A 25,287-nucleotide genomic window follows, 5' to 3' on the forward strand; every position below is an offset into this window, starting at 1 on the left:
CTTGCGCGTTAGCTCGACGGGTGCAGCCGCCCCGCGGGTTCGGCCGAGCTCGGCACCTGTTCCTGCGCGCGCTCCGCCGGCACGACGAGCCGCTGGTTGCGCCAGCCGCCATAGCGATAATAGCACAGCGCCATCACGAAATTGGCGCACGAGCCGAGCGGGAAGCTCCACCACAGCGCATCCGCCCCCATCGTCGGCTGGCACAACAGCGCAAAGCCGATCCGCACCGGATACATCGCGACGAACAGCATGATCAGCGGCGCCCACACCGCCCCGTTGGCGCGGACGGTCGAGAACAGCACCATCGTCATGCCGAAGATGATGAAGTTCCAGCTCGCCAGCACCTGGATATGCCGCGCGATCGCAATCGCCGGGCTCTCGCCGCCGAGGAACAGCCCCATCACCGGCCGGTCGAACGCGATGATCGCGAGCACCATGGTCGAGGTCAGCACCGCGCTGAAGATCAGCCCGGCGCGTGTGATCCGGTCGACCCGGTCCCAGAAGCCCGCACCGATATTCTGCGCCGCCATGCTGCTCACCGCCGCGCCGACCGCCAGCGCGGGCATCTGGATATAGCCCCAGAGCTGGAGCGACACGGCATAGGCCGCGGTCGTCTCGATCCCGTAGCGGTTGACGAGCCCGGTCATCGTCAGCGCGGCGACCGACATGACGAGCATCTGCGCGCCCATCGGCAAGCCCTTCGACAGGATCGTTCGAGTCAGCGCTAGGCTCGGGATGAGGTAGGACAGCTCGTGCCCACGCAGCCGGATCGGCAGGTCGCGCGCATAAACGTAGGCAAGCAGCCCGAACGCCGCGACGTGCGACGCGATCAGCGTCGCGGTCGCCGAGCCGGCAATCCCCATCGCCGGCATTCCGAACCAGCCGCGGATGAACACCGGGTTCAACCCGCTATCGAGCAGCACGCTGAGCATCGTGAACCACAGCGGCGTGATCGAATCGCCGATCCCGCGCAGCGCCATGCTGAGCAGCACGAGCAGCATCGACGCCGGCAGCCCGAGAAAGATCACGCGCAGATAGGCGAGCGCGAGCGGCATCGCGCTCGGCGGCGTCGCCAGCACGCGCAGGATATCGGGGGTGAAGATCCAGCCGAGCGCCGCGACCACCACCGCGCCGCCCATCACCAGCCCGATCGACGCGCCGAACGCGCGGCGCGCCGCCTCGACATCGCGCCGCCCCATGCTCTGGCCGATCAGGATGGTCGAGGCCATGCCGAAGCCGAACACGAGCGCGAACATCAGGAACATGATCGTATTGGCATTGGCGGTCGCCGCGACCGCGCCCTCGCCGAGGAAGCGCCCGACCCAGATCGTGTTGATCGAGCCGTTGAGCGACTGGAGGATGTTCGATCCGAGCGTGGGGAGCGCAAACGCGAGCAACGTCAGCGCGATCGGCCCGGTCGTCAGGTCGCGCTGACCGCGGCGCGTCGGGGAGCTTGCCATCGTCGTCTCTACTCCCCTTCGTCACCCCGGCCTTGTGCCGGGGTCCACCGTGCCGCGAGAGCAACGCTGCCCGCTCGTGTGTCACGGTGGACCCCGGCACAAGGCCGGGGTGACGACTATCCGATTTCAGCCCAGCCGCTCGAGCGCCGCCGTCAACCGCTCGGCCTCGGCGGACTTCTCGGCGTGATCGGCGCGCGCCTTCTCAACCGCCTCGGGCTTCGCGCGTTCCACGAAGCTCGCATTCCCAAGCCGTCCGGCGAGCGCATCGCGCTCCTTGGCGGCGGCGGCAATGCCCTTGGTCAGCCGTTCGCGCTCGACGGCGAGGTCGATGATCCCCTCGAGCGGCAGCACGAAGGTCGCGCCATCGACCACCACCTGCAGCGCGCCACCACCGGGCGCATCCTGCACCACGCTCGCCCGCGCGAGGCGAGCGATCACCGTCGCCTGCCGCTCGAGCCGCGCGAGCGTTTCCGCATCGGCATCCCGCACATGCATCTGCATCCGCGTGCCCGGCGCAATGTTGACCTCGGTCCGCGCGGCGCGGATTTCGGACACCAATCGGATCAGCCAGTCGATCTCCTTGCTCGCCGCCGGATCGAGCGAGCGCGCATCCGCCATCGGCCATTTCGCGACGATCAGATCGTTCTCGCGCGGGCCCATCGCGTGCCACAATTCCTCGGTGATGAACGGCATGAACGGGTGGAGCAGCACGAGGATCTGGTCGATCACCCAGCCCGCGACCAGCTTGCTCTCGGGATCGATGCTGCCCTTCTCGTCACCATCGAACACCGGCTTGATCAGCTCGAGATACCAGTCGCAGAAGCGGCTCCACACGAACTGATAGACCGCGTTCGCCGCGCCATCGAAGCGCAGATCGGCCAGCGCGAGGTCGACCGCCTGGACGCAACCGATCGTCTCGGCGATGATCCACTTGTTGACCGCGAGCTCGGCCGCGGGCGCTTCCATGTGCGTACTCGCGACGATGCCGTTCGACTGCGCGAAGCGGCACGCGTTCCACAGCTTGGTCGCGAAGTTGCGATAGCCCTCGACGCGCTTCTCATCCATCTTGATGTCGCGGCCCTGGCTCTCCATCGCCGCCATGAAGAAACGCAGCGCGTCGGCGCCATATTGGTCGATCAGCCCGAGCGGGTTGACGACATTGCCCTTCGACTTGGACATCTTCGCGCCGTCGGCGGCGCGAACTAGGCCGTGGAGGTAGAGCTTCTTGAACGGCACATCGCCCATGAAGTGGATGCCCTGCATCATCATCCGGGCGTCCCAGAAGAACAGGATGTCGAAGCCCGAGATGAGCACGTCGTTCGGGTAGCGGCCGTGCAGCGTTGGCGAGGTTTCCTCGGGCCACCCCATCGTCGCGAACGGCCACAGCGCGGAAGAGAACCACGTGTCGAGCACGTCGCTATCCTGGCGCAGCGCAACGCCCTCGCCGGCCTGCGCCTGCGCTTCGGCCTCGGTCAGCGCGACGTAGATCGACCCGTCCTCGGCGAACCACGCCGGGATCCGATGCCCCCACCAAAGCTGCCGCGACACACACCACGGCTGGATGTTCTCCATCCAGTTGAAGAAGGTCTTCTCCCACGTCTTGGGCACGATTTGGATCGCGCCCGAGCGCACCGCCTCGATCGCCGGCTTGGCGAGCGTCGCCGCATCGACATACCATTGGTCGGTGAGCATCGGCTCGATCACGACACCGCTGCGATCACCGAAGGGCTGCATAATAGTTTTGTTCTCGACCATCAGCATCAGGCCATCGGCGTCGATATCCGCCACCACCTGCTTGCGCGCCGCATAGCGGTCGAGCCCGCGATAGGTGTCGGGGACCAAATTCAATGCGTCGATCTCGGCTGCGCTGGCGGTCGCACCGCTGGCCACTTCGCGCGCACGCGCTGCGGCCTCCTCGTAGGGCGCGCCGTCGGTGCGCATCGCCGCCATCTCGTCCATCAGCCGGTACATTGGGATGCCATTGCGTTGGGCAACGCCATAGTCATTGGCATCGTGCGCGCCTGTGATCTTGACCGCACCCGAACCGAAATCAGGGTCCGGATACTCGTCGGCGATGATCGGGATCAGGCGGCGATGCTCCTTGGGACCGACCGGGATTTCGCACAGTTTGCCGACGATGGCACGATAGCGCTCGTCCTTCGGATTCACTGCGACCGCGCCGTCGCCCAGCATCGTCTCGGGTCGCGTGGTGGCGATCGCGATATAGTCGCGCTCTTCCTCGACCACCACCTGCCCATCGGCATCGCGCTCGACATAGGTATAGGTCTCCCCGCCCGCGAGCGGGTATTTGAAGTGCCACATATGACCGGCGACTTCGCGCGTTTCGACCTCTAGGTCACTGATCGCGGTGCGAAACGCCGGATCCCAGTTCACCAGCCGTTTGTCGCGATACAACAGACCTTCCTTATGCAGGTCGACGAACACCTTCAGCACGGCCTTGGAGAAGCCCTCGTCCATCGTGAAGCGCTCGTTCGCCCAGTCCATCGAGCAGCCGAGCCGGCGGAGCTGCTGCGTGATCTCGCCGCCGCTCTCTTCCTTCCATTCCCACACCTTCGCGACAAACTCTTCGCGAGTGAAGTCGGTGCGCTTCTGTTGGGCGGAGGCCATCTGGCGCTCGACCACCATCTGCGTCGCGATGCCGGCATGGTCGGTGCCGACCACCCACAGCGCGTCCTTGCCCTGCAGCCGCGCATGCCGCGCGAGAATATCCTGCAGCGTATTGTCGAGCGCATGGCCGATATGCAGCGAGCCCGTGACGTTGGGCGGCGGGTTGACGATCGTCCACGGCTCGGCGCCGGGGCGGTCGGGGCGGAACAGCCCGTTCGTTTCCCAATGCGCGTACCAGCGTTGCTCGAGTTCGGCGGGGTCGAAGGTTTTGGAGAGCTCGGTCATAGCCTGCAGGCTTTAGCCGCGATGCCGCAAAAGAAAAGGGCGGCCCGTACGGACCGCCCTACAAGATTCCCGCGTCGTCCCCCACCCCGTTCGAGCTGAGCTTGTCGAAGCGCTGCCCTCCCGACGTCCGGCGTTCCGGGTGGAGAGGTGCCCGTCGACACGCTCAGGGCGAACGGAGGGGGAAGGTAGCGCAGCCCGGTCAGACTGCGTCGTGAGGCACTGTCTTCGGGGCTTCGATCGCCTTGGCCGGCTTGGGTGCCGCTTGCAGCTGCCCAGCCTTGCTGCAATCGCCACTGCTCTGCGAGACGACCTTGGGCTCGGCAGTGCCGTAGGCGGTCATTTGATAGCTCTGCGTGCAGCCGCCATTGCTCGAGCTGTACGCGGTGAACGAATAGCTCGCCCCTGTCGGCATCGCCCTGAGCGCCGCTTGGTCGATCTTGCCGCCCGTGGGTGCCGCCGCCTGCAGCGCGGCCGCTTGCTGCAGCATCGCCGCAGCCTGGCGATCCATGTCGGCGAAGATCTGGTCGAACCCGACGAACGGCGATTCGATCAGCGCGACCGGGATCGCGCGCTCGACCGGCACCAGCGCGATCTTCGGCGGCGTATCCCCGGCATAGCGGACCTGCGCCACGCTGCCGTCGGGAAGATTGACGTTCATCACGTGCGTCGCGCGCTCGGCGGCAATCGCGCTCCCGGCCAGCGCGCACGTGCCCAGCCCGGCGAGAAGGATCTTCGAAAACGGAGTCATCGGATGGTTTCCTCGGTTGGTTGAAGACGGCGGAAAGTCTATTCCACCAACCTGAACGCCAGATGAAACAATCCGCTGCCACGCGGCATTGTGACGGCATCATTGAACCGAGGAGCCGCCATGCGCATCGAACTCACCGTGCTTGCCTGGGGGTGTATCCTGGCGCTGGTCCACATCTTCGCCGCGGTCGTCCTCAAGACGCAGCTCTACGGCACCGCCTGGAACGCCGGAGCACGCGACGCGGCGATGCCACCACCGCCGCCGCTCATCGCCCGGCTCGATCGCGCGCAGCGCAATTTCTTCGAAACCTTCCCGCTCGTCGTTGCAGCGATTGCGCTGCTCGGCATCACCGGGATCGAAACGCGCTGGACCGCGATCGGCGCCGTCGTATGGCTTGGCGCGCGGATCGCCTATCTGCCGATCTACGCCGCCGGCACGCCCTATGTCCGCACGCTCATCTTCCTTGTGAGCGTGGTCGGACTGCTGATGATGCTATGGCCGATCCTCGTCGCGCCGCTTTTCGGGTAAAGCTCCGGGCCGGCGCGGCGGTCAGCCGCCCTTCCCGCCGGATGTGCCGGCCGGACGCGGCGCGATCGCGGCGCCGGTGTATTTCCCCATCCAGCCCAGCACTTCGCGATACCATTGGCGGCTCTCATTGGGCTTCTGCACCCAGTGGCTCCCGCCTGGATACACCACCAGCCGCGACGGAATCTCGCGCCGCTGGAGCGCGGTGAACGCCGCGATGCCCTGCGTGTACGGAATGCGATAATCGCCCTCCGAGGTGATGACGAGCTGCGGCGTCTTCCACGCGGTTACATGGTTGACCGGGTTCCATTTCTCGAACGCGGCGGGGTCTTCGTAATAGGCCTTGCCGCCATGCTCCCACTCGTCGAACCACAGCTCCTCGGTCTCGTACGCCATCGCGCGCGCGTCGAACACGCCGTCATGCTGGACGATGCACTTGAAGCGATCGGGCCAATTGCCCTCGATCCAGTTCATCATATAGCCGCCATAGGAGGCGCCGAGCGCGCAGGCATTGTCGCCGTCGAGCCAGGAGAACTTGGACGTTGCTGCGGCAAGGCCCTTCTGCAGATCCTCGAGCGGCCACCCGCCCCAATTTCCCCGGATCGCATCGGTGAAGGCCTGGCCGTACCCAGTCGACCCATGGAAATCGACCGCGACGAGGCCATAGCCAGCGCCCGCGAACACCGCCGGGTTCCAGCGATACGACCAGCTGTTGTTGCTCGACCCCTGCGGGCCGCCATGCACCATGTACGCGACGGGGACCTTCCCGGTGCTGCCCGCAGGCTTGACCGCATAGCCCCATACCGTGTCGGCGTTCGCACCAGTGAAGCTGAACTTGGTCACGCTCGGCATGTCGATGCCGGCGAGCTTGGTCGCGTTGACCCCGGTCAGCCGCGCGGCCTTGGTGCCCGTGAGCCGGTAGAAATCATCAGGCGAGGTCAGCGAATTCATCGCGAACACCACGCCGCTCGCGGTCGGCAGCACCGCCGTGACGTTGCCTGCCTGCGTCAGCCGCTTGACCTTGCCGCTGACCGGCGAGACCGACCAGATCGGATTCTCCTGCGTGTCCTCGGCGGTGACGAGGATCGTCTTGCTGTCGGGCGACCACGCGATCGACCCGATCGAGCGATCCCAATCCTGCGTCAGCGCGCGGACCTGCCCGCTCGCCAGATCGCGCAGCATCAGCACTTGCCGGTCCGCTTCATAGCCCGCGCGCTTCATCGCGACCCAGGCGAGCGATTTGCCATCGGGCGACACCGTCGGAAAGGTGTCGGTCCCCGTGTTCGCCGCAGTCAGGTTGGTCGGCGCGGCCGACCCATCCGCGGGCGCCGCGAAGATATCGAGATTGGTCGACAGCGGCTCGATCCGCCCCGCCTCGCGCAGCGCGAAGAAGACGGTCTTGCCGTCGGCGCTCCACGACACTTCCTCGCCGCCGCCGAACGGCTTGGACGGTGCATCGCCGACGAGCGCGCCCTCGATCGGAACGCCGTTCCCCGTAGCGCCGCTCGGCGTAAGCGGCAGGACGAACAGCTGCGAGCGCGTCCCGTCTGACCAGCTCGCCCAATGCCGCACGAACATCTGGTCGTACACGCGACCGTTGCCGGCGTTGGCGTCCTTCTTGACCATCGCCGGCTCGAGGCTCGGCGCGCCGGGACGGCGATCCGCCCAGACGAGCAGTTTGTCGTCCTGCGGCGAGACCTTGAAGCCGCCCATCCCGCCCTTGAATTGCGTCAGCCGCGTCGCCGTGCCGCCCGCGATGCCGATCGACCAGACCGCGTCATCGCCGCCCTTGTCCGACTGGAAATAGACCGTCCGCCCGTCGTGCGAGAATTGCGGTGCGGTCTCATTGACCTCGGCCTCGGCGGCAAGCCGCTCGGGCGCAGCGCCCTTACGCGCGAGATCGAGCCGCCACAGGTCGAAGCGCCCGCCGTCGATCGACAGGTCGGTCTCGCGCTGCTGCCATACGAGCCAGCGCCCGTCGGGCGAAACCGCAGGCGCCGAAACGCGCGACAGCGCGACGACGTCGTCGATCGTGAGTTGGCGGGCAGCTGCGGGAGCAGCGACGAAAGCGGCGCTCAAGGCGGTCGCGGCAAGAAGCATCTTCATGGCGGCAGGTTACAGCAGAACGCAGCTGCCGCCGCAATCGGGTCTAAGCGGACAGGTCTTACTTCCCCGTGATCCGATCGATCTCGCGCGCAACCATCGCCTCGACCATCGTCGGGAGATTGGCGTCGAGCCAGTCGCGCAGCATCGGTCGCAACATCTCGCGCACCACGCCCTCGAGCGTGTCCGATCCGGTCACCTCGGGCTTGACGACGAGCCGCGACAGCGCGTCGAGCGGGCTGCGCGAGGCTTCGGCGGTGCGCGCCGACAGCAGCGATTCGGGGCTCGGTTCGGGCGCGACCGACGCCGGCGCAGGCTTGGCGGCCACCGCTACAGGCTCCGCCGCCGGACGGGGGGCAGGCTCGCGTGCATATTCCGGCTCATGGACGGGCTCGCTCAGCTCGAGGATGTCGTGATCGAAGGGTTCCGCTTCGGAGCGCGGCGGCAGCGCACGCGGCGGGCGCTTGCTGCGGCCCGGCGTCGCGTCGTTTTCCTCGGCGATGATGCGCTTGATCGACGAAAGGATGTCTTCCATCGATGGCTCCGCGCTCAGATCACCCATTACCGCATTCCTAGTTTGTGCGTAGATCCGATGGTTAACGGTTCTTCGTCGCATTACCTGCAGTGATCGGCGCGCTTCTGTCAACCGGCGCTTCGAGAATTGGGTCGAGCGGTTGCGTCATCTTCGCGGTCTGCGGACGCGTCGCGTTGGTCCGCGTGCCGGTGACCGCCGGGTCCGGATCCGACGACCAGTCCCAGATCCGGTGCCGCACGCTGGTATAGTGTGCGACCGGATCGTAGAGCGGACCGCCGTCGAGCCCGAGATTGCGCGCTTCCGCCTCCCCCATCGCCGCGAGCAAGGCGAAGCCCGCGACATAGGCGTCGCGCTGCGCCGTAACGAGCGTGACCTGCGAGTTGAGCAATTCCTGCTCGGCGTTGAGGATGTCGAGAATCGTGCGGTTGCCGACGCTGTTCTCGGCGCGGACGCCCTCGAGCGAGAGCTTGTTGGCGTTGACCGCGACTTCGCTCGACGCGATCGTCTCGAGCGAGGATTTCCACACCGCATAGGCCGACCGCGCCTGCGCGATGACGCCGCGCTCGGTCTCGGTCACTTGCTCGATCGCGCGCACGCGCGCGTCTTGCGCCTGGCGAATCTGCGCGGCGGGGCGGCCGCCCTGATATAAGGGCATCGTCAGCCCGAGCCCGACGGTGGCCGCCTTCCCGCTCTGTCGGACCGCAACCCCCGTGCCCGAACCGAGCGAGCCGAGATAATTATAATAGTTGCCGCCAACATTGACCGCGACCGTCGGCAAGCGGTTGGCGCGTGCAACGCCAATGTCATAGCCCGCCGCATCGCGCGCCTTGGCCGCCGCGAGCAAGGTCGGATTGTTCTTCAACGCGACATCGACTGCGACATCGGGTTCGGCCGGCAGATTGGGCAGGTCGGGCGGCGTGTCGAGCCGGCCAGGCTCGGTGCCGACGAAGCGGATATAGCTCTCGCGGCTGGTGATCAGCTGCGCTTGCGACGATTGCAGCTGGCTGCGGGCGACCGCGAGACGCGCCTCGGATTGCGCGACGTCGGTGCGGGTCAGGTCGCCGACCTGGAACCGATCGCGGCTGGCTTGAAGGTTGACCTCGAGCACACGGACGTTCTGCGTGTTGAGTCCGACGATCGCCTCGTCGCGGATCACGTCCATATACGCGCCGACCACGGTGGTGAACAAGCTCGCCTCGGTCCCGCGCAAGCTCAGCTGCCCGCTCTCGACTCGCGTCTGTGCGGCGCGAATGCCGTTGCGGACCGCGCCGCCGCTGTAGATCGGTACCGCGAGCGTCACGCTCGCCCCGGCCTGGCGATCGGGCGAGACGAAGCTGTTCGCCGCCTTCACGACATTCTCGGTGTAGGTGCTTTGCAGCTGGACGCCGGGCAGCCCCTGCGACCGGATGATCGGCACGTTTTCGTCCACCCCGCGCTGGCTCGCGCGTTGCGCGGCGAGCGTCGGGTTGGTGTTGTACGCCTTGACCAAGGCCTCGCGCAGCGTTTCCGCCGACAGCGGTGCTGCGACCAGAGCGAGCAGCGCTGTACCGGTGACGAAAAAGAGTGCGCGCATGGCTCGGCGTGTCTTTCTGATCAGAACGTGAAGGAGCGCGGCCGCGAGAAGCCCGGCAGCGGAACGCAATCGATGTCGGCAAAGTCGAGCAGCGCAAAGCCGCCTGCGGTCTTGCGGCCCGAGGTCAGCCGCGTCACGCCGCGATCGGCGATCCCCGTGACGACCCGCCCGCCGATCGCGACTTGCGCAACCAAAGCGTCGGACACTGCCTCGACCGCGCCGTCGATGACGAGCACGTCGTACGGCGCGCCGGCAGCGTGGCCCGCCTCGAGCGGACCCTCGACCACGGTCACGTTGGTGATATCGCCCAGGGCCGTGCGCGCCGCTGCCGCCAGCGCCGGCTCGCATTCGAGCGCGACGACCGAATCCACGAGATGCGACAGCACCGCCGCGGTATAGCCGCCCGCCGCGCCGACGAGCAGCACGCGGTCGGTCGCGCGCAGTTCGGCCTGGGTCAGCAGGCGCCCGGTCGCGATCGGCACGTTCTGCGCTCGGCCATGGCCGAGCGGCACCGCGGTATCGCGATACGCGATCGCCTGCGCGTCGGCGGGGACGAAGGCTTCGCGCGGGACGCTGTCCATCGCTGCCACCACGCGCGCATCGCTCACCGCATTGGTGCGCAGCTGGCTGGCCACCATTGCGTGGCGCATCGCCACCATCTCGGAATCCTGCGTCGTCACTGTCATCGAACCACACCCTTGTCGGATACCAGCTTTGCACAACTGTTGTAGCTGTGCAATACACTCGTTTGCTGCGCTCGCTTCTATCGTGATGGAAAGGCTACGCCAAGCGACGCGTAGCGGCATTTTTGCACGCCCGCGGTTGACAGCGCGCGTGCGCCCCTGCATCAGCGCGCCTCCCCGAAACGCCCCACAGCGTCTCGTGGCCCGATGGCGGAGTGGTGACGTAGAGGACTGCAAATCCTCGCACCCGGGTTCGATTCCCGGTCGGGCCTCCATATTCTTTCCTGCCCCGCGGCGCGGCAGGCGCGACGATCCTAGCGGTCGTCCCCGATATCCTCGAGCGCAGCGATGAACGGCAGGTCGGCCGGCGGCATCGCCAGGTCGCGCAGTGCCGCTGGTGCGTGCCACGCGAGCGCGGTCGCATCGAGCGCTTGCGGCACCCCGCCCCATACGCGGCAGACATAGAGCAGCAGCAGCAAATGGCGTCCGGGCAACGCCGCGCTGGCAAAGGTCAGCGGCGCCAGCGCGTCTTGCGCAACGACGATCCCCAATTCCTCCTCGAGCTCGCGCACCAGCGCCGCCTCGGGTGTCTCGCCCGGCTCGACCTTCCCGCCGGGAAACTCCCACAGCCCCGCCATCGCCTTGCCGGGCGGCCGCAGCTGCACCAGCACGCGCCCGTCGCGATCGATCAACGCTGCCGCAACCACCGGCATCAGCGGGGCCGTCTCGCCCGCGCCCAAAGGTTTAGACATTCGTTAATCATCCTTAGGTATCAAAACGCCGGAACCTGGCTCGGAGAGTATCGCCATGATCATCCGACTGCTGAAATCTCTGCTTGGCGACCGCCGGGGTGGCACCGCTATCGAATATGGGCTGATCGCCGCGCTCGTCGTGATCGCGCTGATCGCGTCGTTCACGCAGCTCGCCAATACCACCATCGGCATGTGGGCCAACGTCAACACCAAGGTCAGCAGCGCGGGCGCCGCGACCCCAGCGAACTGACCCGCAAACGCCACCGGTCGCCTTAAACTTTTATCAACTCTGGCCTTCTACACAAGCTGTGTTGGCCCGGCACTCCGGTCCGACCGGGTACTGAAGCACTTATCCACGGAGACCGAAATCATGAAGACGATCCGCAATTTCATCAAGAACTCCAAGGGCGCCACCGCAATCGAATACGGCCTGATCGCCGCGCTGATCGCCGTCGCTGCCATCGCCGCGATGCAGGGCCTGGGCAACTCGCTCAAGACCACGTTCACCAACGTGTCGGGTACGCTGGGTTCGGCTGCCAAGTAAGCTTTAGCGCTTACGTGACGACAGACGGGCGGCAAGACGATGGTCTTGCCGCCCGTTTTCGCGTGCGCGCCCTGCAAACGCCGCGTCTGCGACCGAATCCGCACGCATCGCGGCGCGGATAGCCGTCGCCGTGATGCAAGGAGTTCAGCCATCAGCGCGTGACGACCTTCACCAAGATTTCGGAATTGCGAAGTCCGCTTGATCCGGCAAGCGGCGGAGCGGCTTAGAGCCGCCCCATCGCCAGGAACTTCTCGCGCCGGCTGCGGCGCAGTTCGGCCGGACTCTTGCCGTCGAGCTTGATCAACGCCGCCTCGATCGCATCGCCGAGCGCAGCGATCGCCGTGGCCGGATCGCGCTGCGCACCGCCAAGCGGCTCGGGAACGATCGTGTCGATGACGCCCAGACCCTTGAGGTCCTGCGCCGTGATCTTCATCGCCTCGGCCGCTTCCGGCGCCTTGTCGGCGGTACGCCACAGGATCGACGCGCAGCCCTCGGGCGTAATCACCGCGTAGATCGCATGTTCGAACATCATCACGATATTGCCGGCCGCCAGCGCGATCGCGCCGCCCGAACCGCCCTCGCCGACCACCGCCGCGACCATCGGCACGCCGAGCGCAAGGCACGCCTCGGTCGAGCGCGCGATCGCCTCGGCTTGCCCGCGCTCCTCGGCCTGGATGCCGGGAAACGCGCCGTTGGTGTCGACCAGCGTCACGACGGGCAGGCCGAAGCGGTCGGCGAGCTGCATCAGGCGAATCGCCTTGCGATAGCCCTCAGGCTTGCCCATCCCGAAATTGTGCTTGAGCCGGCTCGCGGTATCGTCGCCGCGCTCATGACCGATCACCAGGATACGGCGCCCGCGAAACGTCGCAAAGCCGCCGAGGATCGCCTGATCGTCACCGAACGCGCGGTCGCCCGCGAGCAGCATGAAATCCTCGAACAGGCCAGCGACATAGTTCTTGAAGTGCGGCCGCTCGCCGTGGCGCGCGACTTGCGCCTTCTGCCACGGGGTTAGCCTGGAATAGGTGTCGCGCAGCAGCTTGTCGGACTTTGCCTGCAGCCTGCCGACTTCCGCGCCGATATCGACCGTCCCTTCGGACGCGGTCTCGCGCAGCTCGTCGATCCGGCTCTGAAGCTCAGCGATCGGTTTTTCGAAATCGAGGAAACTTGCCATAGCCAGCGGCGGTTAAGGCCCGCCGCGCTTTGCGTCAACGCGCGCTGTCGCCTCGGCCAGCGGATGGCGCGTATTGACGAGCTCCACGAGCCGGCTCGCCTCGACATGCGTGTAGATTTCGGTCGTCGCGATATCGGCATGGCCGAGCATCGATTGCAGCGCGCGCAGATCGGCCCCGCCTGCGAGCAGATGCGTCGCAAAGGCATGCCGCAGCACGTGCGGACTGACGCGATCGGGCGGAATCCCCGCCTCGCCCGCCAGGCCCTTGAGCAACTGGTACAGCCGAATCCGGCTGAGATGGCTCTTGCCCGAGGGGAACAGCCACGGGCTCTCCTCGGGAACATGCAACCGCCACACCGCCACCGCCGCGCGCGCGCGATCGGACAGCGGGACGAGCCGCTCCTTGCCGCCCTTGCCGCGCAGGATGAGATACGGCCGATCGGGCGCCACCGCGCGGCGCGGCAGCGACATCAGCTCGGTCGCGCGCAGCCCCGATCCGTACAGCAGCTCGACCAACGCGGCGAGCCGCAGGTCGTTGGGATCGGGCGGGTCGCGTGCGATTCGCGCGGCGATCGCGGCAAACAGCCGGTCGATATCGGCATGGTCGAGCACCTTGGGCAGCCCGCGCGTCGCGCCCGGCCGAGGCAGCGCGGCACCCGGATCGTCGCTGCGAAACCCCTCATCGACCAGAAACGCGAAAAAGCGCCGCAACGCCGCCGATTTGCGCGCCACGCTCGCCTTCGACAGCGCGAGCCATTCGCCACCGAGCCGCGCGAGCTCGTCGGCACCCGCAGCACTCAACCGCCCCTCGAGAAACCCCGAAGCCAGCTCGAGATCGCTGCGATAGGCGAGCACGGTATTCTTCGCCGCCCCCGATTCGGCGGCCATCATCTCGAGAAAGCGATCGATCAGCGCGCGGTCACCGCCCGCGGCCGACGGCTCGGTCACAGCCGGCTCATCGCCTCGACCGCGACCATCTTGGCCTCGCCCGGCAAGCCGACCGCACGCAGCGCGGTCACGATATGATAGAGCGCCTCGGGCGACACGCCGCGCCACGCACGCGTCTGCATCCCCACCGCCGACAGCAACGCCACCGTGCCGGGCTCGCGGTCGACGACCGCTGTCTTGAGCGCGCGTGTCCAGCTGTCCTCGCGCCCGACGCGCACGCCGAGCGTCCGCGCGCCGCGCTCGATCTCGCTCGCCGACATCCGGCCGAGGCCGGCCAGGCCAGCGAAGAACATCCGCCGCTTGAGCCCGTCCGAATCGTTGGCGCCGGCATAGGCGCTGACCTCGTCATAGCTCGCCACCGGCTCGGCCGGGTCGACCAGCGTAAGCATCGCCCAGGCGGTGCTGCCGCGCTCGGCCTTCTCGCGCCAACGCATCGCGCGCGGATCGAGCCCCGCACTCAGGATCGACGCGACGATGCGGTCGATATCGGGCTTTTCGAGCGATTGCGGCAACCGCGCCGCCGCGCCCGCGGTGAGCACGAGCCGCGCATAGCGGCCTTCATCGGTCTTGGGTTCGTCCCACAGCCGCTTGAGCGCATCGGCGCGCCCCGCAACGCTGCTCGCGTCATACGACGCGCGCAAGTCGCGGGCGATGCCGGCTTCGGCGACCGACTGGTCGTCCCCGGCATCGATCGCGCTGTAGAGGTCGATCAGCGCCGCGCTCGACAGGATCCCGCGTGCCGCCGCAAGCTCGGCCGCCGCCGCGCGGACGTTCGGCGCGAGCGTCGGCGCAAGCGCGCGCCAGCCGTCGACCGCAGGCGTTCCCGTCGCCAGCAGCGTTGCCGGGATCTCGACCCCAGCGGCCGTGGCGAGGCCGTAGCGCCATGCGGTCAGTTGCGAGACATCGTCCCACTCGATCGTCACCGCCTGGCGGCCGCTTTGCCCGGTGCCGGCAACCTTCTGCGCAAGCAACAGGTCGACACCCCCGGCCAGCCGCGTCCGCCGCGCCTGGGTGAGCAACGGCTGTACCTTCGCGGGCATTCCCGACAGGCCCGCACACATCGCCCGCGCGAGGATCCACCCCCGCTCGGCGCCGAGCGTCGCACCCGCCTCGACCGCCGGGCACAACGCCGCGGGGTCGCCCGCAGCCAGCGCCGCCTGCATCGCTGCGACAAACATCTTGGGCGTATAATCTTCGGTATCGACCGCTTGCACCATCGCCCGCGCCGCGACCGATTCGCCCATCCGCACCAGCAGCCACGCGCGCTCGGCGGCAAAATCCGCGCCGTTGACGCCGCGCGGCGTATCGACGCGCGCGAGCAAGGCGCGCCGCAGCACGATCGACACCCAGCGCGACGCGACCGGCGGGTTCAGCCGCCGCATCAGCGTTTCGAGATAGCGGCCATTGGCGCGACCGAACGCGTCGGTCGCCATCGCGCCCTGTGCCGGGCCGACGACGCCGACCTGCGCCAGCGAGCGGCGGGCGTACGCCGGCATATCGGCGCGAACGAACGCCGCGAAATCGGTCGCCGCAGGGGGCGCGACGGTCGACACCGGCGTTGCGAGCGGCGTCGGCGCGGCATCTGGGCCTCCGGGACCGATCGGTGTGAGACCGAGCGGGGCGGGAACGAGCGGAGCCGCCGCAGGGGCTGCCGGCCGCGCCGCAGTCGGCGCGGCGTCGGGCCGATTCGGCTGGGCAGCGCGCGGACGCGGTGCGCTCGGCGGCGGCGTGGGATCACCGAAGCCGGGCGGCAGGATCGATTCGGGCTTGTCCTGGCCTAGCGCCGGAATCGCCAGCGCCGCGGCCAGCGCGGCGATCGCGACCTTACTTCTGGAGATTCGCAAGCGGGACGGCCTTCTCGACATGCTTCATCGGCTTTTCGTGCGACAGACGCGACAGGCCGAACAGCAAAGCGACCACCACCACGAGGACGACGATGAGAGCGACGATCGAACGGGGCATGGGCTCACAACCTGCAACAAACTGAAAATGGGCAACGACCAAGCTTTTGCCCGAGACGCAGGTGCGCTGTATAGCGCTCGCTTCGATGTTGCAAAGCCCCGCCCCCTCCCCGCCCGAACCGCCCATCTGGACCGGCCAGCCGATCGTGCTGGTGGGATTGATGGGGGCCGGCAAATCGACCGTCGGGCGCAGGCTCGCCACGCGCCTCGGCCTGCCCTTCGTCGACGCCGATAGCGAGATCGAGATCGCCGCCGGCATGGCGGTGTCCGAAATCTTCGAGCGATTCGGCGAAGCGCATTTCCGCGACGGCGAACGCCGCGTGATCGCCCGCCTGATGGACGGCGAGCGCCGCGTCATCGCGACCGGCGGCGGCGCCTTTGTCGATCCGCAGACGCGCGCCGCGATCCTGTCGAACGGCTTTGCGATCTGGCTTGACGCCAAGCCTGCGGTGCTGGTCGAGCGCGTCTCGCGCCGCGACACCCGCCCGCTGCTGCGCAACCGCGATCCGCTCGCGGTGCTCGAAGAACTGGCGCGCGTGCGCAACCCGTTCTACGCGACGGCACACCTCCGCGTCTCGAGCCACCGTGCGCCGCACGACGCGACCGTCAACGCCATCCTGAAAGCGCTCGGCAAGATATGACGACCATCCCCGTAGCGCTCGGTTCGCGCAGTTACGACGTCGTGATCGAAGCCGGCGTGCTCGCGCGTGCGGCCGATTGGCTGAAGCCCTTGTCGCGCGGCCGGCGGATGGCGATCGTCACCGACGAGAACGTCCTGCCGCACCTGGCGACGCTGCAGGCGTCGCTCACCACGGCGGGCGTCGAAAGCGAAGCAATCGTGCTCCCGCCGGGCGAAGGCACCAAGAGCTGGGCGATGCTCGAACAGCTCACCGACCGGCTGCTCGACCTCGGCATCGAGCGCGGCGATCATGTCGTGGCGCTTGGCGGCGGCGTGATCGGTGATCTCGTCGGCTTCGCCTGCAGCATCGTCAAGCGCGGCTGCGGCTTCGTCCAGATCCCGACGACGCTGCTCGCACAGGTCGATTCGTCGGTCGGCGGCAAGACCGCGATTAACTCCCGCGCCGGCAAGAACTTGGTCGGCGCGTTCCACCAGCCTGCGTTGGTGCTGATCGACCCGGATGTGCTCGACACGCTGCCGCTGCGCCACGTCCGCGCGGGCTATGCCGAGGTCGTGAAATACGGGTTGATCGACGACCCCGCCTTTTTCGACTGGTGCGAGGCGAACGCGCCCGCCTTGCTCGCCGGTGATCCCGCCGCGCGCGCCTACGCCATCGGGCATTCGGTCGCCGCCAAGGCGCGGATCGTCGCCGAAGACGAGCGCGAGACGACCGGCAAGCGCGCGCTGCTCAATCTCGGCCACACCTTCGGCCATGCGCTCGAGGCCGAGGCTGGCTTCTCCGACCGCTTGCTCCACGGCGAGGGCGTCGCTGCCGGGATGGCGCTGGCTTTCGGCTATTCGGCGGCGCACGGGCTCGCCCCCGCCGCCGATGCCGATCGCGTCGCGGCGCATTTGCGCGCGATCGGCTTGCCCGATGGCGTAGCGGCGGCTGGGATAAAGGCCGATGGCGAGACGCTCGTCGCGCACATGCTCCACGACAAGAAGATGGACGCGGGCAAGCTCCCTTTCCTGCTCGCGCGCGGGATCGGCGGGACCTACCTCGACACATCGGTGAACCTCGTCGACGTCCGGGCGTTTCTCGACGCCTGAGCGTCGGTCCACGCGCAGCACCAGGAAGGCCCCCTTCATGCCCCAAGGCATCGCCAAGGCGAACCTGCCCGAAAAGACCTGCCCGGTCTGCCAGCGCCCCTTCGCCTGGCGCAAGAAATGGGCGCGCGACTGGGACAACGTCGTCTATTGCTCGGAACGCTGTCGCCGCGCCGCAAAGAGCGGGTGACGGCGCGCGGAAGGGTTTGGCGGCGATCGCTGGTGGCAATCCCACCGACCTCGCCACTCGGGCTCGTTACGCTATCAGGCTCGCAAAGACCGCCAGCGACAGCAACACAAACCCCACCTCGAGCGTGAAGATGATCCAGCACTATCCCGGCTCGTCGTCACGATTGGGCGCACACCATTCGGGATCCGACATCGGTACAAAAACGGAAACGATCGCCCCGGTCAATCACGCGTCTAGGGGGCCATCGAGTCAACCGATCCGCGCGGCGCTTACCCCCGGGCGATCCAGGCCAGCCACAGCCAGCCGGCGATGAGCGCTGCGCCGCCGATCGGCGTGATCGCGCCGAACCAGCGCGGCGCGCCGAGCGCCATCAGGTAGAGCGAGCCCGCAAAGATCGCGCCACCGGCGAGGAACAGCCACGCCGGCCCGCGCGCTTCCAGCTTCAGCGCGACGAGCGCCGCGACCGCATGGATCAGCTGATAATGCGCTCCGGTCTTGAGCCATTCGGCCGCGTCCTTGCCCGCGCCATGCGCGCCGAACGCGCCCGCGCCGATCGCCAGCGCCCCCGACAGCGCAGCGAGAATGGCAATCCAGTTCATCGTGGTCCCTCCACCGATGCTTCGTCCTCGGGCAGCGCCGATTCGCGTTCGTCCTGCGTGATGATCTTCTCGCGCGCGGCGCGGATGTCGCCCGCGGCGACTTGCGCGCGCAGCCGCTCCTTGTCCTTGCGGCGATAGGTGTCCTCGGTACGGTCGATCTCGGCCTGATCGACGCCGATGCTCTTGAGCGCCATCCGTCCCATCTTGACCGCCGATTCGAGCACTTCGCGCACCACCCCGTCGAGCGGCGCGCCCTTGAGCTTGATCACCGCGCGGCGATCATAGGCGCGGACGTAGATCGAGGCGTGCGGAAACGCCTCCTTCACGCCCTTGACGAGATCGGCAGAAATCTGGTCGCCATCCATGCAGAACATGATCAGCTCGGCCTCGCCCGCCCCCGCCTGGCGCAGCATGTCGAGCCGTGTCCCGTCGCCGTAATAGACCTTGGCGCCAAATTCGCTCGCGATGTCGATCATCTCGATATCGGTGTCGATCAGCGTGACGGGCACCCCTTGCGCGATCAGCATCTGCGCGACGGTCTGGCCGAAGCGCCCATAGCCGACGATCAACGCATTGGCGCCGTCCGCGGTCGGCCCGTCGCGCTCGCCGGCGATGATCGGCTCCTCGCGGATGCGCTGCGTGATCATCATCAGGAACGGCGTCGTTGCCATCGACAGCGTGACGATCGCGCCGAACAGGCTCGCCGCCTCGGGCGCGATCAGGAAGGCGTGCTGCGCCTGCGCGAACAGCACGAAGCCGAACTCGCCGCCCTGGCTCAGCAACAGCCCGAGCGCGAGCGCCGCGCGCCACTTCATCTTGAACAGGATGCCGATGCCGAAGATGATCAGCGCCTTGGTCGCGATCAGCGCGAGCGCCATGCCGATGACGAAGAACGGCCGCTCGGCGATCGCATGAAGGTCGAGCATCATCCCGACCGCGAGGAAGAACAGCCCGAGCAGGATCGAGCGGAACGGCTCGACGTCTGCTTCCAGTTCATGCCGATACGGGCTGTCGGCGAGCATCACGCCCGCGACGAACGCACCGAGCGCGGTCGACAGGCCAAGCGATTCCATGATCGCCGCCGCGCCGATCACGGTGAACAAAGCGGCAAACACGAACATCTCGCGCTCGCCCATATTGCCGATGATGCGGAACAGCGGCCGCAGCAGGAAGCGTCCGGCGGCGACCAGCCCCGCCACCGCACCGACGGTGTAGAGGAACAACAGCCAGCCCGGCGGCCCACCGGCATCGGCGGGATTGCGCGACAAGACCGTGACCAGCGTGATCAACGGAACGATCGAAAGATCCTGGAACAGCAGGATCGAAAAGGCGCGCTCCCCGAACGGTGTGCGCAGCCGCCCCGCCGATTGCAGCATCGGCAATACCTGCGCGGTCGACGACAGCGCGAGCGGTAGGCCGAGCACGAGAGCGGCGGCCCAAGAGAAATGCTGCGGCGATCCGCCGAGCCGCGTCGAGAGCCAGACCACGCCCGTCACCGCGAGCCCGCACAGCACGACCTGCATCAGGCCAAGCCCGAAGATTTCCTTCTTGAGCGCCCACAGCCGCGTCGGGTTGAGTTCTAAGCCGACGATGAACAGCAGCAACGTGATGCCGAGCTCGGCGATGCCCATCTTCGATTCGGCATTGCCGACAAGATGCAGCACTTGCGGCCCGACCACCGCGCCCGCGACCAGATAACCGAGCGTCGCACCGAGCCCGAAGCGGCGGAAGATCAGGACGAAGACGAGCGCGAAGCCGCCGAGGATGACGCCATCGAGCAGCAGCGATTCGCTCATGCCGGTGCCTTGGTGGCAGCGGCTTGCGCCGCCTCGGCCGCAGCCTCGAAGGCGAGCCGGATCGAGGCATGGCGCGCGCTGTGCGGCAGCGCGGGCGCGAACAGCTCGAGCCCCGTCCAGCTCGGCGGCGGCCCCTCGCTCGCCAGCCAAGCGGCCAGCGCATCGCGCGCTGCGACGAGTTCGGCGGGAGTCTTGCCGATCACCTCGGCCCCCATCAGCGATGCCGAAGCCTGGCCCAGCGCACAGGCGCGCACCAGCATCCCGAGCTCAGCGACACGCCCGTCGCGATCCATGTTGACGTCGACCGTCACGCGGCTGCCGCACACCGGCGAGCGCTTCTCCGATGAGCCCATCGGATCGGGCAAACGCTGATGGTGCGGAATCGTCGTCGAGAGGCGGAGGATCTCGGTGGTGTAGAGCGGCGCGGTCATGTCGCCTATGTAGGCGGGCTCGCCGCGCGCGTCACCCCGCCGCGGTCAGTCGGCGGCGTTGTCGGGCTCGGCGGCGCGCGGCGTCCGCACATGGGCCGGGCCGAACACCGGCTCGCCACGGCGCCGACGGTCGACGAAGTCGGCGATGCTCGCGCTCGTCGTGTTGAGCAACGGATAGACCTTGGCCTGGGTCAGCCATTCGGGCCGGTGCGTCGGGCCGCCGCTCATCGTGTCGGTCATCAGCACGACGAGCAGGAAGGCGAGGCTCGCCAAGATCAGCCCCTTCAGCGCACCGAAGCCGAAGCCGAGCGCACGGTCGACCGGCCCGAGAATCGAATCGCGCGTGCGCGCACCGATCGCATTGGCGACCATCCGCCCCCCGAAATAGGTCACGCCGCCAAGGATCGCAAAGGCGAGCACCGCAGCGCCCGTGGTGGTGCCGACCATGCCGGTCAGCGCGTGCGTCAGCGGCACATGGAACAGCTTGAGCGCAAAGACGATCGCCACCCAGGCGAACAGCGAGAGCACTTCGGTGACGAACCCGCGCACGAGCCCGAGCGTGGCCGATCCGCCGACGGTGAGCAGGACAAGGATATCGAGCGCGGTAAGATGCATCCCCGCGCCTTATCGCCGAGCGATGGGTTAAGTCGAGGGGCTGCTATCGTCCAAGCATATGCTCGACGAAACTCCCGAGCGTGCGGAAGCCGGTCAGCTTCAACCCGCTCTTGTCGTCCTGCACCGCCGCAGGCAGCAGCGCGCGCTCGAAACCGAGCTTGCCCGCTTCCTTCAGTCGCAAGGCGCCGTGCGCGACCGGCCGCACTTCGCCCGACAGCGCAAGCTCGCCGAACACCACCGCATCGGCGGGCACCGGCCGCTCGGACAGCGCCGAGATCAACGCCGCCGCCACCGCCAGATCGGCCGCCGGATCCTGCACGCGGTAGCCGCCGGCAATGTTGAGATAGACTTCGCTCGACGAGAAACTCAGGCCACAGCGCGCCTCGAGCACCGCGAGCACCATCGCCAGCCGCCCGCTGTCCCAGCCGACCACCGCGCGCCGCGGCGTCGCCCCGCTCGCGAGCCGGACCACCAGCGCCTGGATCTCGACCAACACCGGCCGCGTCCCCTCGAGCGCGGGGAACACCGTCGTCCCCGTCATCCCCTCGTCGCGCTGCGTCAGGAACAGCGCCGAGGGATTGCCGACCTCGGACAAGCCTTCCGAGACCATCGCGAACACGCCGATCTCGTCGGTCCCGCCGAAGCGGTTCTTGATCGCGCGCAGGATGCGATATTGGTGGCTGCGCTCGCCCTCGAAGCTCAGCACGGTGTCGACCATATGTTCGAGCACGCGCGGCCCCGCGATCGACCCGTCCTTGGTGACATGGCCAACCAGCACCACCGCCGTCCCGCGCTCCTTGGCGAAGCGGATCAGCTCCTGTGCCGACGCGCGCACCTGGCTGACGGTGCCCGGCGCGCCTTCGATCAGATCGCTGTGCATCGTCTGGATCGAATCGATCACGAGCAAGGCAGGCGGCTGCCCCTGCCCCAAGGTCGTCAGGATATCGCGCGTCGAACTCGCCGCCGCGAGCTGAACCGGCGCGTGCCCCAATCCCAGACGTCGCGCGCGCAGGCGGACCTGATCGGCAGCTTCCTCGCCCGAGACGTACGCAACGCTCAGGCCCGCGAGCGCCATCTTCGCCGCCGCCTGGAGCAGCAACGTCGACTTGCCGATCCCGGGATCACCGCCGATCAGCGTCGCCGATCCCTCGACGAAGCCACCGCCAAGTGCGCGGTCGAGCTCGGCGATCCCCGATGTCATCCGTTCGGGCAGCGCGATCTCGGCATCGAGCCCGACCAGCGTCATCGTACGCCCACCCGACTGGAGGTTATGCTTGGCCTGGAACGGCGTCACGGTGCCGCCGCCTGCTTCCTCGACCAGCGTGTTCCATTCGGCGCAGTCGGCGCACTGCCCCTGCCAGCGGTGCGACACCGATCCACAGGCCTGGCAGACATAGCGTTTTTGAAGTTTGGCCATGGGACGAGCATAGCGAGCGGAGAACGAGAGGGGAACAGATTTTCCGACGCTGTACCTTTATGCGCTTTCAAAATGTCGTAGCGCGAGATCTTAACCGTTCTTTCGCGCTTTGCGCAGAAACCGGATGTTCCAGGTCTGGAGCGTAAGCATGCAGCGTCTCATCTATATCAGCAGCACGAGATCCCCGCTCACGACGGCGGAACTCGATGCTATCCTGATCGCCTCACGCCGTAACAATGCCGCCGTCGGCGTGACCGGCCTGCTCGTCGCGGGTGGACGCCGCTTCCTCCAGGCGCTCGAAGGCCCGGAAGCTGCCGTCGAGACCGTCTTCAACAGGATCAAGGCCGATCCGCGCCACCACGCCGTCGTCATCCTCTCGCGCACGACAATCGACACGCCGACCTTTGGCCAATGGGCGATGGGCTTCAACCGCGGCGGCACGGGCGGCGGCGATGCAATAACGCTCCCCGAAACTGTCGCCACGCTGGTCGAGCCGATCACCGACCCGACCGTGCGCGGCTATTTCGAAGGCTTTGCGCAAGTCCACGCCGCCGCGTGAGCGCTACCCGCGCGCCGGGATGGTGAGCCCGCGCTGCACCGCCGGCCGCGCGAGCCCACGCGCGAGCCACGCCTTGACGTTGGCAAAGTCGTCGAACCCGACAAGCGCGCCCGCACCGTAAAAGTCGACAACCGCGTTCACCCAACCCAGCATCGCGATATCGGCGATTGTATAGTCCGCGCCAACAAACCAGCGCTTGTCGGCGAGCGCGACATCCATCACGCCGAGCAATCGCCTGGTTTCTGCCACATAGCGGTCGCGCGGGCGCTTGTCCTCGAAGTCCTTGCCGGCGAACTTCACGAAGAAGCCCATCTGGCCGAACATCGGGCCGACGCCGCCCATCTGGAACATCACCCATTGGATCGCCTGAAGCCGCGCGACCGGGTCGCTCGGCAGGAACCGGCCGGTCTTCTCGGCAAGGTAGAGCAGGATCGCGCCCGATTCGAACAAGGCCAGCGGCGTGCCGCCCGGGCCGTCGGGATCGAGGATCGCGGGGATCTTGCCATTGGGGTTGAGCGATTCAAATTCGGGGGTCTTCTGGTCGTCCTTGGCGAAATCGACCAGGTGCGGCTCGTACGCCAACCCGGTTTCCTCGAGCATGATCGAGACCTTGACGCCATTCGGGGTCGGCAACGAATAGAGCTGCAACCGCTCGGGATGCTGTGCCGGCCAGCGCTTGGTGATCGGGAAAGCGGAAAGATCGGGCATTGCGAACTCCTTTGGCGCGCCACGATGGCGTGCAGGAGATAGTCACGCGCCCCGCGCTTCGCTATGGCGCCATCCGATGCAAGCTTCCGATCTCCGTGTCGCGCTCTTCAGCGGCAACTATAACTATACCCGCGATGGTGCGAACCAGACGCTCAATTTGCTCGTCGGCCATTTGCTGAGCCGCGGCGTCAAGGTGCGCGTCTATGCCCCCACCAGCCGCACGCCAGCCTTTCCGCCGACCGGCGACCTCGTCAGCGCACCCTCGATCAAGATCCCGCTGCGCGGCGAATACAAGCTGACGCGCGGCATGGGCAATCGCGTGCGGCGCGATCTGGCGGCGTTCGCGCCGAACCTGATCCACCTGTCGGCGCCCGACTGGCTCGGCCACAAGGCGCTCGCTTATGCCGAGAAGCACGACATCGCGTGCGTCGCTTCGTACCATACGCGCTTCGAGACCTATATGAGCTATTACGGGCTCGGGTTCCTCGTGCCGATGATGATCCGCGCGCAACAGCGCTTCTACAGCCGCGTCGACGAAGTGCTCGCGCCGAGCCAGATGATGGGCGAGATCTTGCACGACTGGGGCGTGCCGACGCCGGTCACGCGCTGGTCGCGCGGCGTCAATCACGAACGCTTCAATCCCGCGCGGCGCGATCTCGCGTGGCGCCGCAGCCTCGGCATCGCCGATGACGAGATCGCGGTCGGGTTCCTCGGCCGGCTGGTCAAGGAAAAGGGCCTCGACGTGTTCGCGCAGGCGCTCCGCGCGCTCGACCAGCGCGGCGTCAAGCATCGCACCTTCGTCGTCGGCGAAGGCCCCGCGCGCGACTGGTTCGCGCAGCAGGCGCCCAATGCGGTGTTCGCGGGCTATCTGACCGGCGACGATCTCGGGCGTGCGGTCGCGTCGATGGATGTGTTCTTCAACCCGAGCCTCACCGAGACCTTCGGCAATGTCACGCTCGAGGCGATGGCGGCGGGCGTGCCCGTGGTCGCGGCGCGCGCGTCGGGCGCGGTCGGGCTGATCGCCGACGGCGTGACCGGGCTGATCGTCCCGCCGACCGATATCGAAGGCTATGCCGATGCGCTCCAGCGCTTCTGCGAGGATGACGCGTTCCGCCGCAGCGCCGGCGCGGCAGGTCATGCCGAAGCGGCGACGTATCAATGGGAGCGGATCAACCAGGTCGTGCTCGACACCTATCTCAAGGTACTCGAGCGCCGCGCGTCCGGGCATCCGACCGGCGCCGCGCACGCCGCGTAAAACGGTCGTTGCCCGCGATCCGGCCCTCCCCTGTGGGAAGCGCGGATCGCGGGTCAACCACACGGCGGTCAGGGC

General features: G+C 67.5%; 26 protein-coding genes and 1 tRNA gene. 9 read left to right on the plus strand and 18 right to left on the minus strand.

Annotated elements, in window-relative coordinates; translation table 11 throughout:
- Positions 1-8 precede the first annotated feature (8 nt).
- From IE187_RS03950 to IE187_RS03960, 3 genes are all read right to left on the minus strand, one after another.
- Positions 9-1,460 (minus strand): MATE family efflux transporter, encoded by a 1,452-nt coding sequence (locus IE187_RS03950; protein ID WP_189675179.1) that lies wholly within the window; start codon positions 1,458-1,460, stop codon positions 9-11.
- Between the two features lie 126 nt (positions 1,461-1,586).
- On the minus strand, positions 1,587-4,373 hold the full coding sequence (locus tag IE187_RS03955) for a valine--tRNA ligase (protein ID WP_189675180.1): 2,787 nt from the start codon (positions 4,371-4,373) through the stop codon (positions 1,587-1,589).
- Between the two features lie 199 nt (positions 4,374-4,572).
- On the minus strand, positions 4,573-5,121 hold the full coding sequence (locus IE187_RS03960; RefSeq protein ID WP_133189140.1) for a hypothetical protein: 549 nt from the start codon (positions 5,119-5,121) through the stop codon (positions 4,573-4,575).
- 120 nt (positions 5,122-5,241) lie between these two features.
- Between IE187_RS03960 and IE187_RS03965 the strand changes: the two genes are divergently transcribed.
- Positions 5,242-5,649 (plus strand): MAPEG family protein, encoded by a 408-nt coding sequence (locus tag IE187_RS03965; RefSeq protein ID WP_133189141.1) that lies wholly within the window; start codon positions 5,242-5,244, stop codon positions 5,647-5,649.
- Positions 5,650-5,670: 21 nt separating this feature from the next.
- Here IE187_RS03965 and IE187_RS03970 read toward each other — a convergent pair whose 3' ends face one another.
- From IE187_RS03970 to IE187_RS03985, 4 genes are all read right to left on the minus strand, one after another.
- Positions 5,671-7,752 (minus strand): S9 family peptidase, encoded by a 2,082-nt coding sequence (locus IE187_RS03970; protein ID WP_189675181.1) that lies wholly within the window; start codon positions 7,750-7,752, stop codon positions 5,671-5,673.
- Between the two features lie 58 nt (positions 7,753-7,810).
- Positions 7,811-8,284: a DUF2497 domain-containing protein gene (locus tag IE187_RS03975; protein ID WP_229839215.1), complete on the minus strand. Its 474-nt coding sequence runs from the start codon at positions 8,282-8,284 to the stop codon at positions 7,811-7,813.
- A 61-nt stretch (positions 8,285-8,345) separates the two neighbouring features.
- Positions 8,346-9,857: a TolC family outer membrane protein gene (locus IE187_RS03980; protein ID WP_165954490.1), complete on the minus strand. Its 1,512-nt coding sequence runs from the start codon at positions 9,855-9,857 to the stop codon at positions 8,346-8,348.
- Between the two features lie 20 nt (positions 9,858-9,877).
- The gene (locus IE187_RS03985; RefSeq protein WP_189675183.1) at positions 9,878-10,543 is read right to left on the minus strand and encodes a protein-L-isoaspartate O-methyltransferase family protein; all 666 of its coding nucleotides are present in this window, start codon (positions 10,541-10,543) and stop codon (positions 9,878-9,880) included.
- 198 nt (positions 10,544-10,741) lie between these two features.
- On the opposite strand from IE187_RS03985, the gene IE187_RS03990 reads away from it, so the two are divergent.
- Positions 10,742-10,815 (plus strand) — tRNA-Cys (locus IE187_RS03990).
- Between the two features lie 39 nt (positions 10,816-10,854).
- On the opposite strand, the gene IE187_RS03995 is transcribed toward IE187_RS03990, so the two are convergent.
- On the minus strand, positions 10,855-11,292 hold the full coding sequence (locus tag IE187_RS03995) for a (deoxy)nucleoside triphosphate pyrophosphohydrolase (RefSeq protein WP_189675184.1): 438 nt from the start codon (positions 11,290-11,292) through the stop codon (positions 10,855-10,857).
- A gap of 55 nt (positions 11,293-11,347) precedes the next feature.
- On the opposite strand from IE187_RS03995, the gene IE187_RS04000 reads away from it, so the two are divergent.
- Both IE187_RS04000 and IE187_RS04005 read left to right on the plus strand, forming a co-directional pair.
- Positions 11,348-11,542 carry a Flp family type IVb pilin gene (locus tag IE187_RS04000; RefSeq protein ID WP_189675185.1) on the plus strand — a complete coding sequence of 65 codons (195 nt, stop codon included), beginning with the start codon at positions 11,348-11,350 and terminating at the stop codon, positions 11,540-11,542.
- A gap of 120 nt (positions 11,543-11,662) precedes the next feature.
- A complete protein-coding gene (locus IE187_RS04005) occupies positions 11,663-11,836 on the plus strand; it encodes a Flp family type IVb pilin (protein ID WP_133189146.1) in 174 nt (57 codons plus the stop codon).
- 223 nt (positions 11,837-12,059) lie between these two features.
- Here the strand turns inward: IE187_RS04005 and IE187_RS04010 are convergent, their stop codons facing one another.
- The 4 genes from IE187_RS04010 to IE187_RS04025 are packed head-to-tail and all read right to left on the minus strand — an operon-like array spanning position 12,060 to position 15,917.
- A complete protein-coding gene (locus IE187_RS04010; RefSeq protein WP_189675186.1) occupies positions 12,060-13,007 on the minus strand; it encodes an acetyl-CoA carboxylase carboxyltransferase subunit alpha in 948 nt (315 codons plus the stop codon).
- Positions 13,008-13,019: 12 nt separating this feature from the next.
- Positions 13,020-13,955 (minus strand): tyrosine-type recombinase/integrase, encoded by a 936-nt coding sequence (locus tag IE187_RS04015; protein ID WP_189675187.1) that lies wholly within the window; start codon positions 13,953-13,955, stop codon positions 13,020-13,022.
- The gene (locus IE187_RS04020; protein WP_189675188.1) at positions 13,952-15,799 is read right to left on the minus strand and encodes a hypothetical protein; all 1,848 of its coding nucleotides are present in this window, start codon (positions 15,797-15,799) and stop codon (positions 13,952-13,954) included. The genes IE187_RS04015 and IE187_RS04020 overlap by 4 nt, the downstream gene beginning before the upstream one ends.
- Positions 15,780-15,917 (minus strand): hypothetical protein, encoded by a 138-nt coding sequence (locus IE187_RS04025; protein WP_189675189.1) that lies wholly within the window; start codon positions 15,915-15,917, stop codon positions 15,780-15,782. Before IE187_RS04025 ends, IE187_RS04020 begins: the two co-directional genes overlap by 20 nt.
- An 85-nt stretch (positions 15,918-16,002) precedes the next feature.
- On the opposite strand from IE187_RS04025, the gene IE187_RS04030 reads away from it, so the two are divergent.
- The 3 genes from IE187_RS04030 to IE187_RS04040 are packed head-to-tail and all read left to right on the plus strand — an operon-like array spanning position 16,003 to position 17,832.
- Positions 16,003-16,557 (plus strand): shikimate kinase, encoded by a 555-nt coding sequence (locus IE187_RS04030; protein ID WP_133192011.1) that lies wholly within the window; start codon positions 16,003-16,005, stop codon positions 16,555-16,557.
- Positions 16,554-17,645, plus strand: coding sequence for a 3-dehydroquinate synthase (aroB, locus tag IE187_RS04035; RefSeq protein ID WP_189675190.1), 1,092 nt, complete (start codon positions 16,554-16,556; stop codon positions 17,643-17,645). Before IE187_RS04030 ends, aroB begins: the two co-directional genes overlap by 4 nt.
- 37 nt (positions 17,646-17,682) lie before the next feature.
- Entirely contained in the window at positions 17,683-17,832 is a 150-nt protein-coding gene (locus IE187_RS04040) for a DUF2256 domain-containing protein (protein ID WP_133189151.1), read from the plus strand.
- Between the two features lie 269 nt (positions 17,833-18,101).
- On the opposite strand, the gene IE187_RS04045 is transcribed toward IE187_RS04040, so the two are convergent.
- From IE187_RS04045 to radA, 5 genes are read right to left on the minus strand one after another with little or no spacing between them, the layout of a single operon-like run.
- Complete coding sequence (locus IE187_RS04045) at positions 18,102-18,431, minus strand: DUF423 domain-containing protein (protein WP_189675191.1); 330 nt, start codon at positions 18,429-18,431, stop codon at positions 18,102-18,104.
- On the minus strand, positions 18,428-20,227 hold the full coding sequence (locus IE187_RS04050) for a cation:proton antiporter domain-containing protein (protein WP_189675192.1): 1,800 nt from the start codon (positions 20,225-20,227) through the stop codon (positions 18,428-18,430). Before IE187_RS04050 ends, IE187_RS04045 begins: the two co-directional genes overlap by 4 nt.
- Positions 20,224-20,658, minus strand: coding sequence for an iron-sulfur cluster assembly scaffold protein (locus IE187_RS04055; protein WP_189675193.1), 435 nt, complete (start codon positions 20,656-20,658; stop codon positions 20,224-20,226). The genes IE187_RS04050 and IE187_RS04055 overlap by 4 nt, the downstream gene beginning before the upstream one ends.
- Before the next feature lie 45 nt (positions 20,659-20,703).
- Positions 20,704-21,273, minus strand: coding sequence for a CvpA family protein (locus IE187_RS04060; protein WP_133189155.1), 570 nt, complete (start codon positions 21,271-21,273; stop codon positions 20,704-20,706).
- 43 nt (positions 21,274-21,316) lie between these two features.
- Positions 21,317-22,690 (minus strand): DNA repair protein RadA, encoded by a 1,374-nt coding sequence (gene radA, locus IE187_RS04065; protein WP_189675194.1) that lies wholly within the window; start codon positions 22,688-22,690, stop codon positions 21,317-21,319.
- 148 nt (positions 22,691-22,838) lie between these two features.
- Here radA and IE187_RS04070 point away from each other — a divergent pair, with 148 nt between their 5' ends.
- Positions 22,839-23,249, plus strand: coding sequence for a BLUF domain-containing protein (locus IE187_RS04070; protein WP_189675195.1), 411 nt, complete (start codon positions 22,839-22,841; stop codon positions 23,247-23,249).
- Between the two features lie 3 nt (positions 23,250-23,252).
- Here IE187_RS04070 and IE187_RS04075 read toward each other — a convergent pair whose 3' ends face one another.
- On the minus strand, positions 23,253-23,957 hold the full coding sequence (locus IE187_RS04075) for a glutathione binding-like protein (protein WP_133189158.1): 705 nt from the start codon (positions 23,955-23,957) through the stop codon (positions 23,253-23,255).
- Positions 23,958-24,033: 76 nt separating this feature from the next.
- Between IE187_RS04075 and IE187_RS04080 the strand changes: the two genes are divergently transcribed.
- Complete coding sequence (locus IE187_RS04080; protein WP_189675196.1) at positions 24,034-25,212, plus strand: glycosyltransferase family 4 protein; 1,179 nt, start codon at positions 24,034-24,036, stop codon at positions 25,210-25,212.
- Positions 25,213-25,287: the final 75 nt, after the last annotated feature.

Source organism: Sphingomonas glacialis (assembly GCF_014653575.1).
In the GTDB taxonomy this organism is placed as follows: domain Bacteria; phylum Pseudomonadota; class Alphaproteobacteria; order Sphingomonadales; family Sphingomonadaceae; genus Sphingomonas; species Sphingomonas glacialis.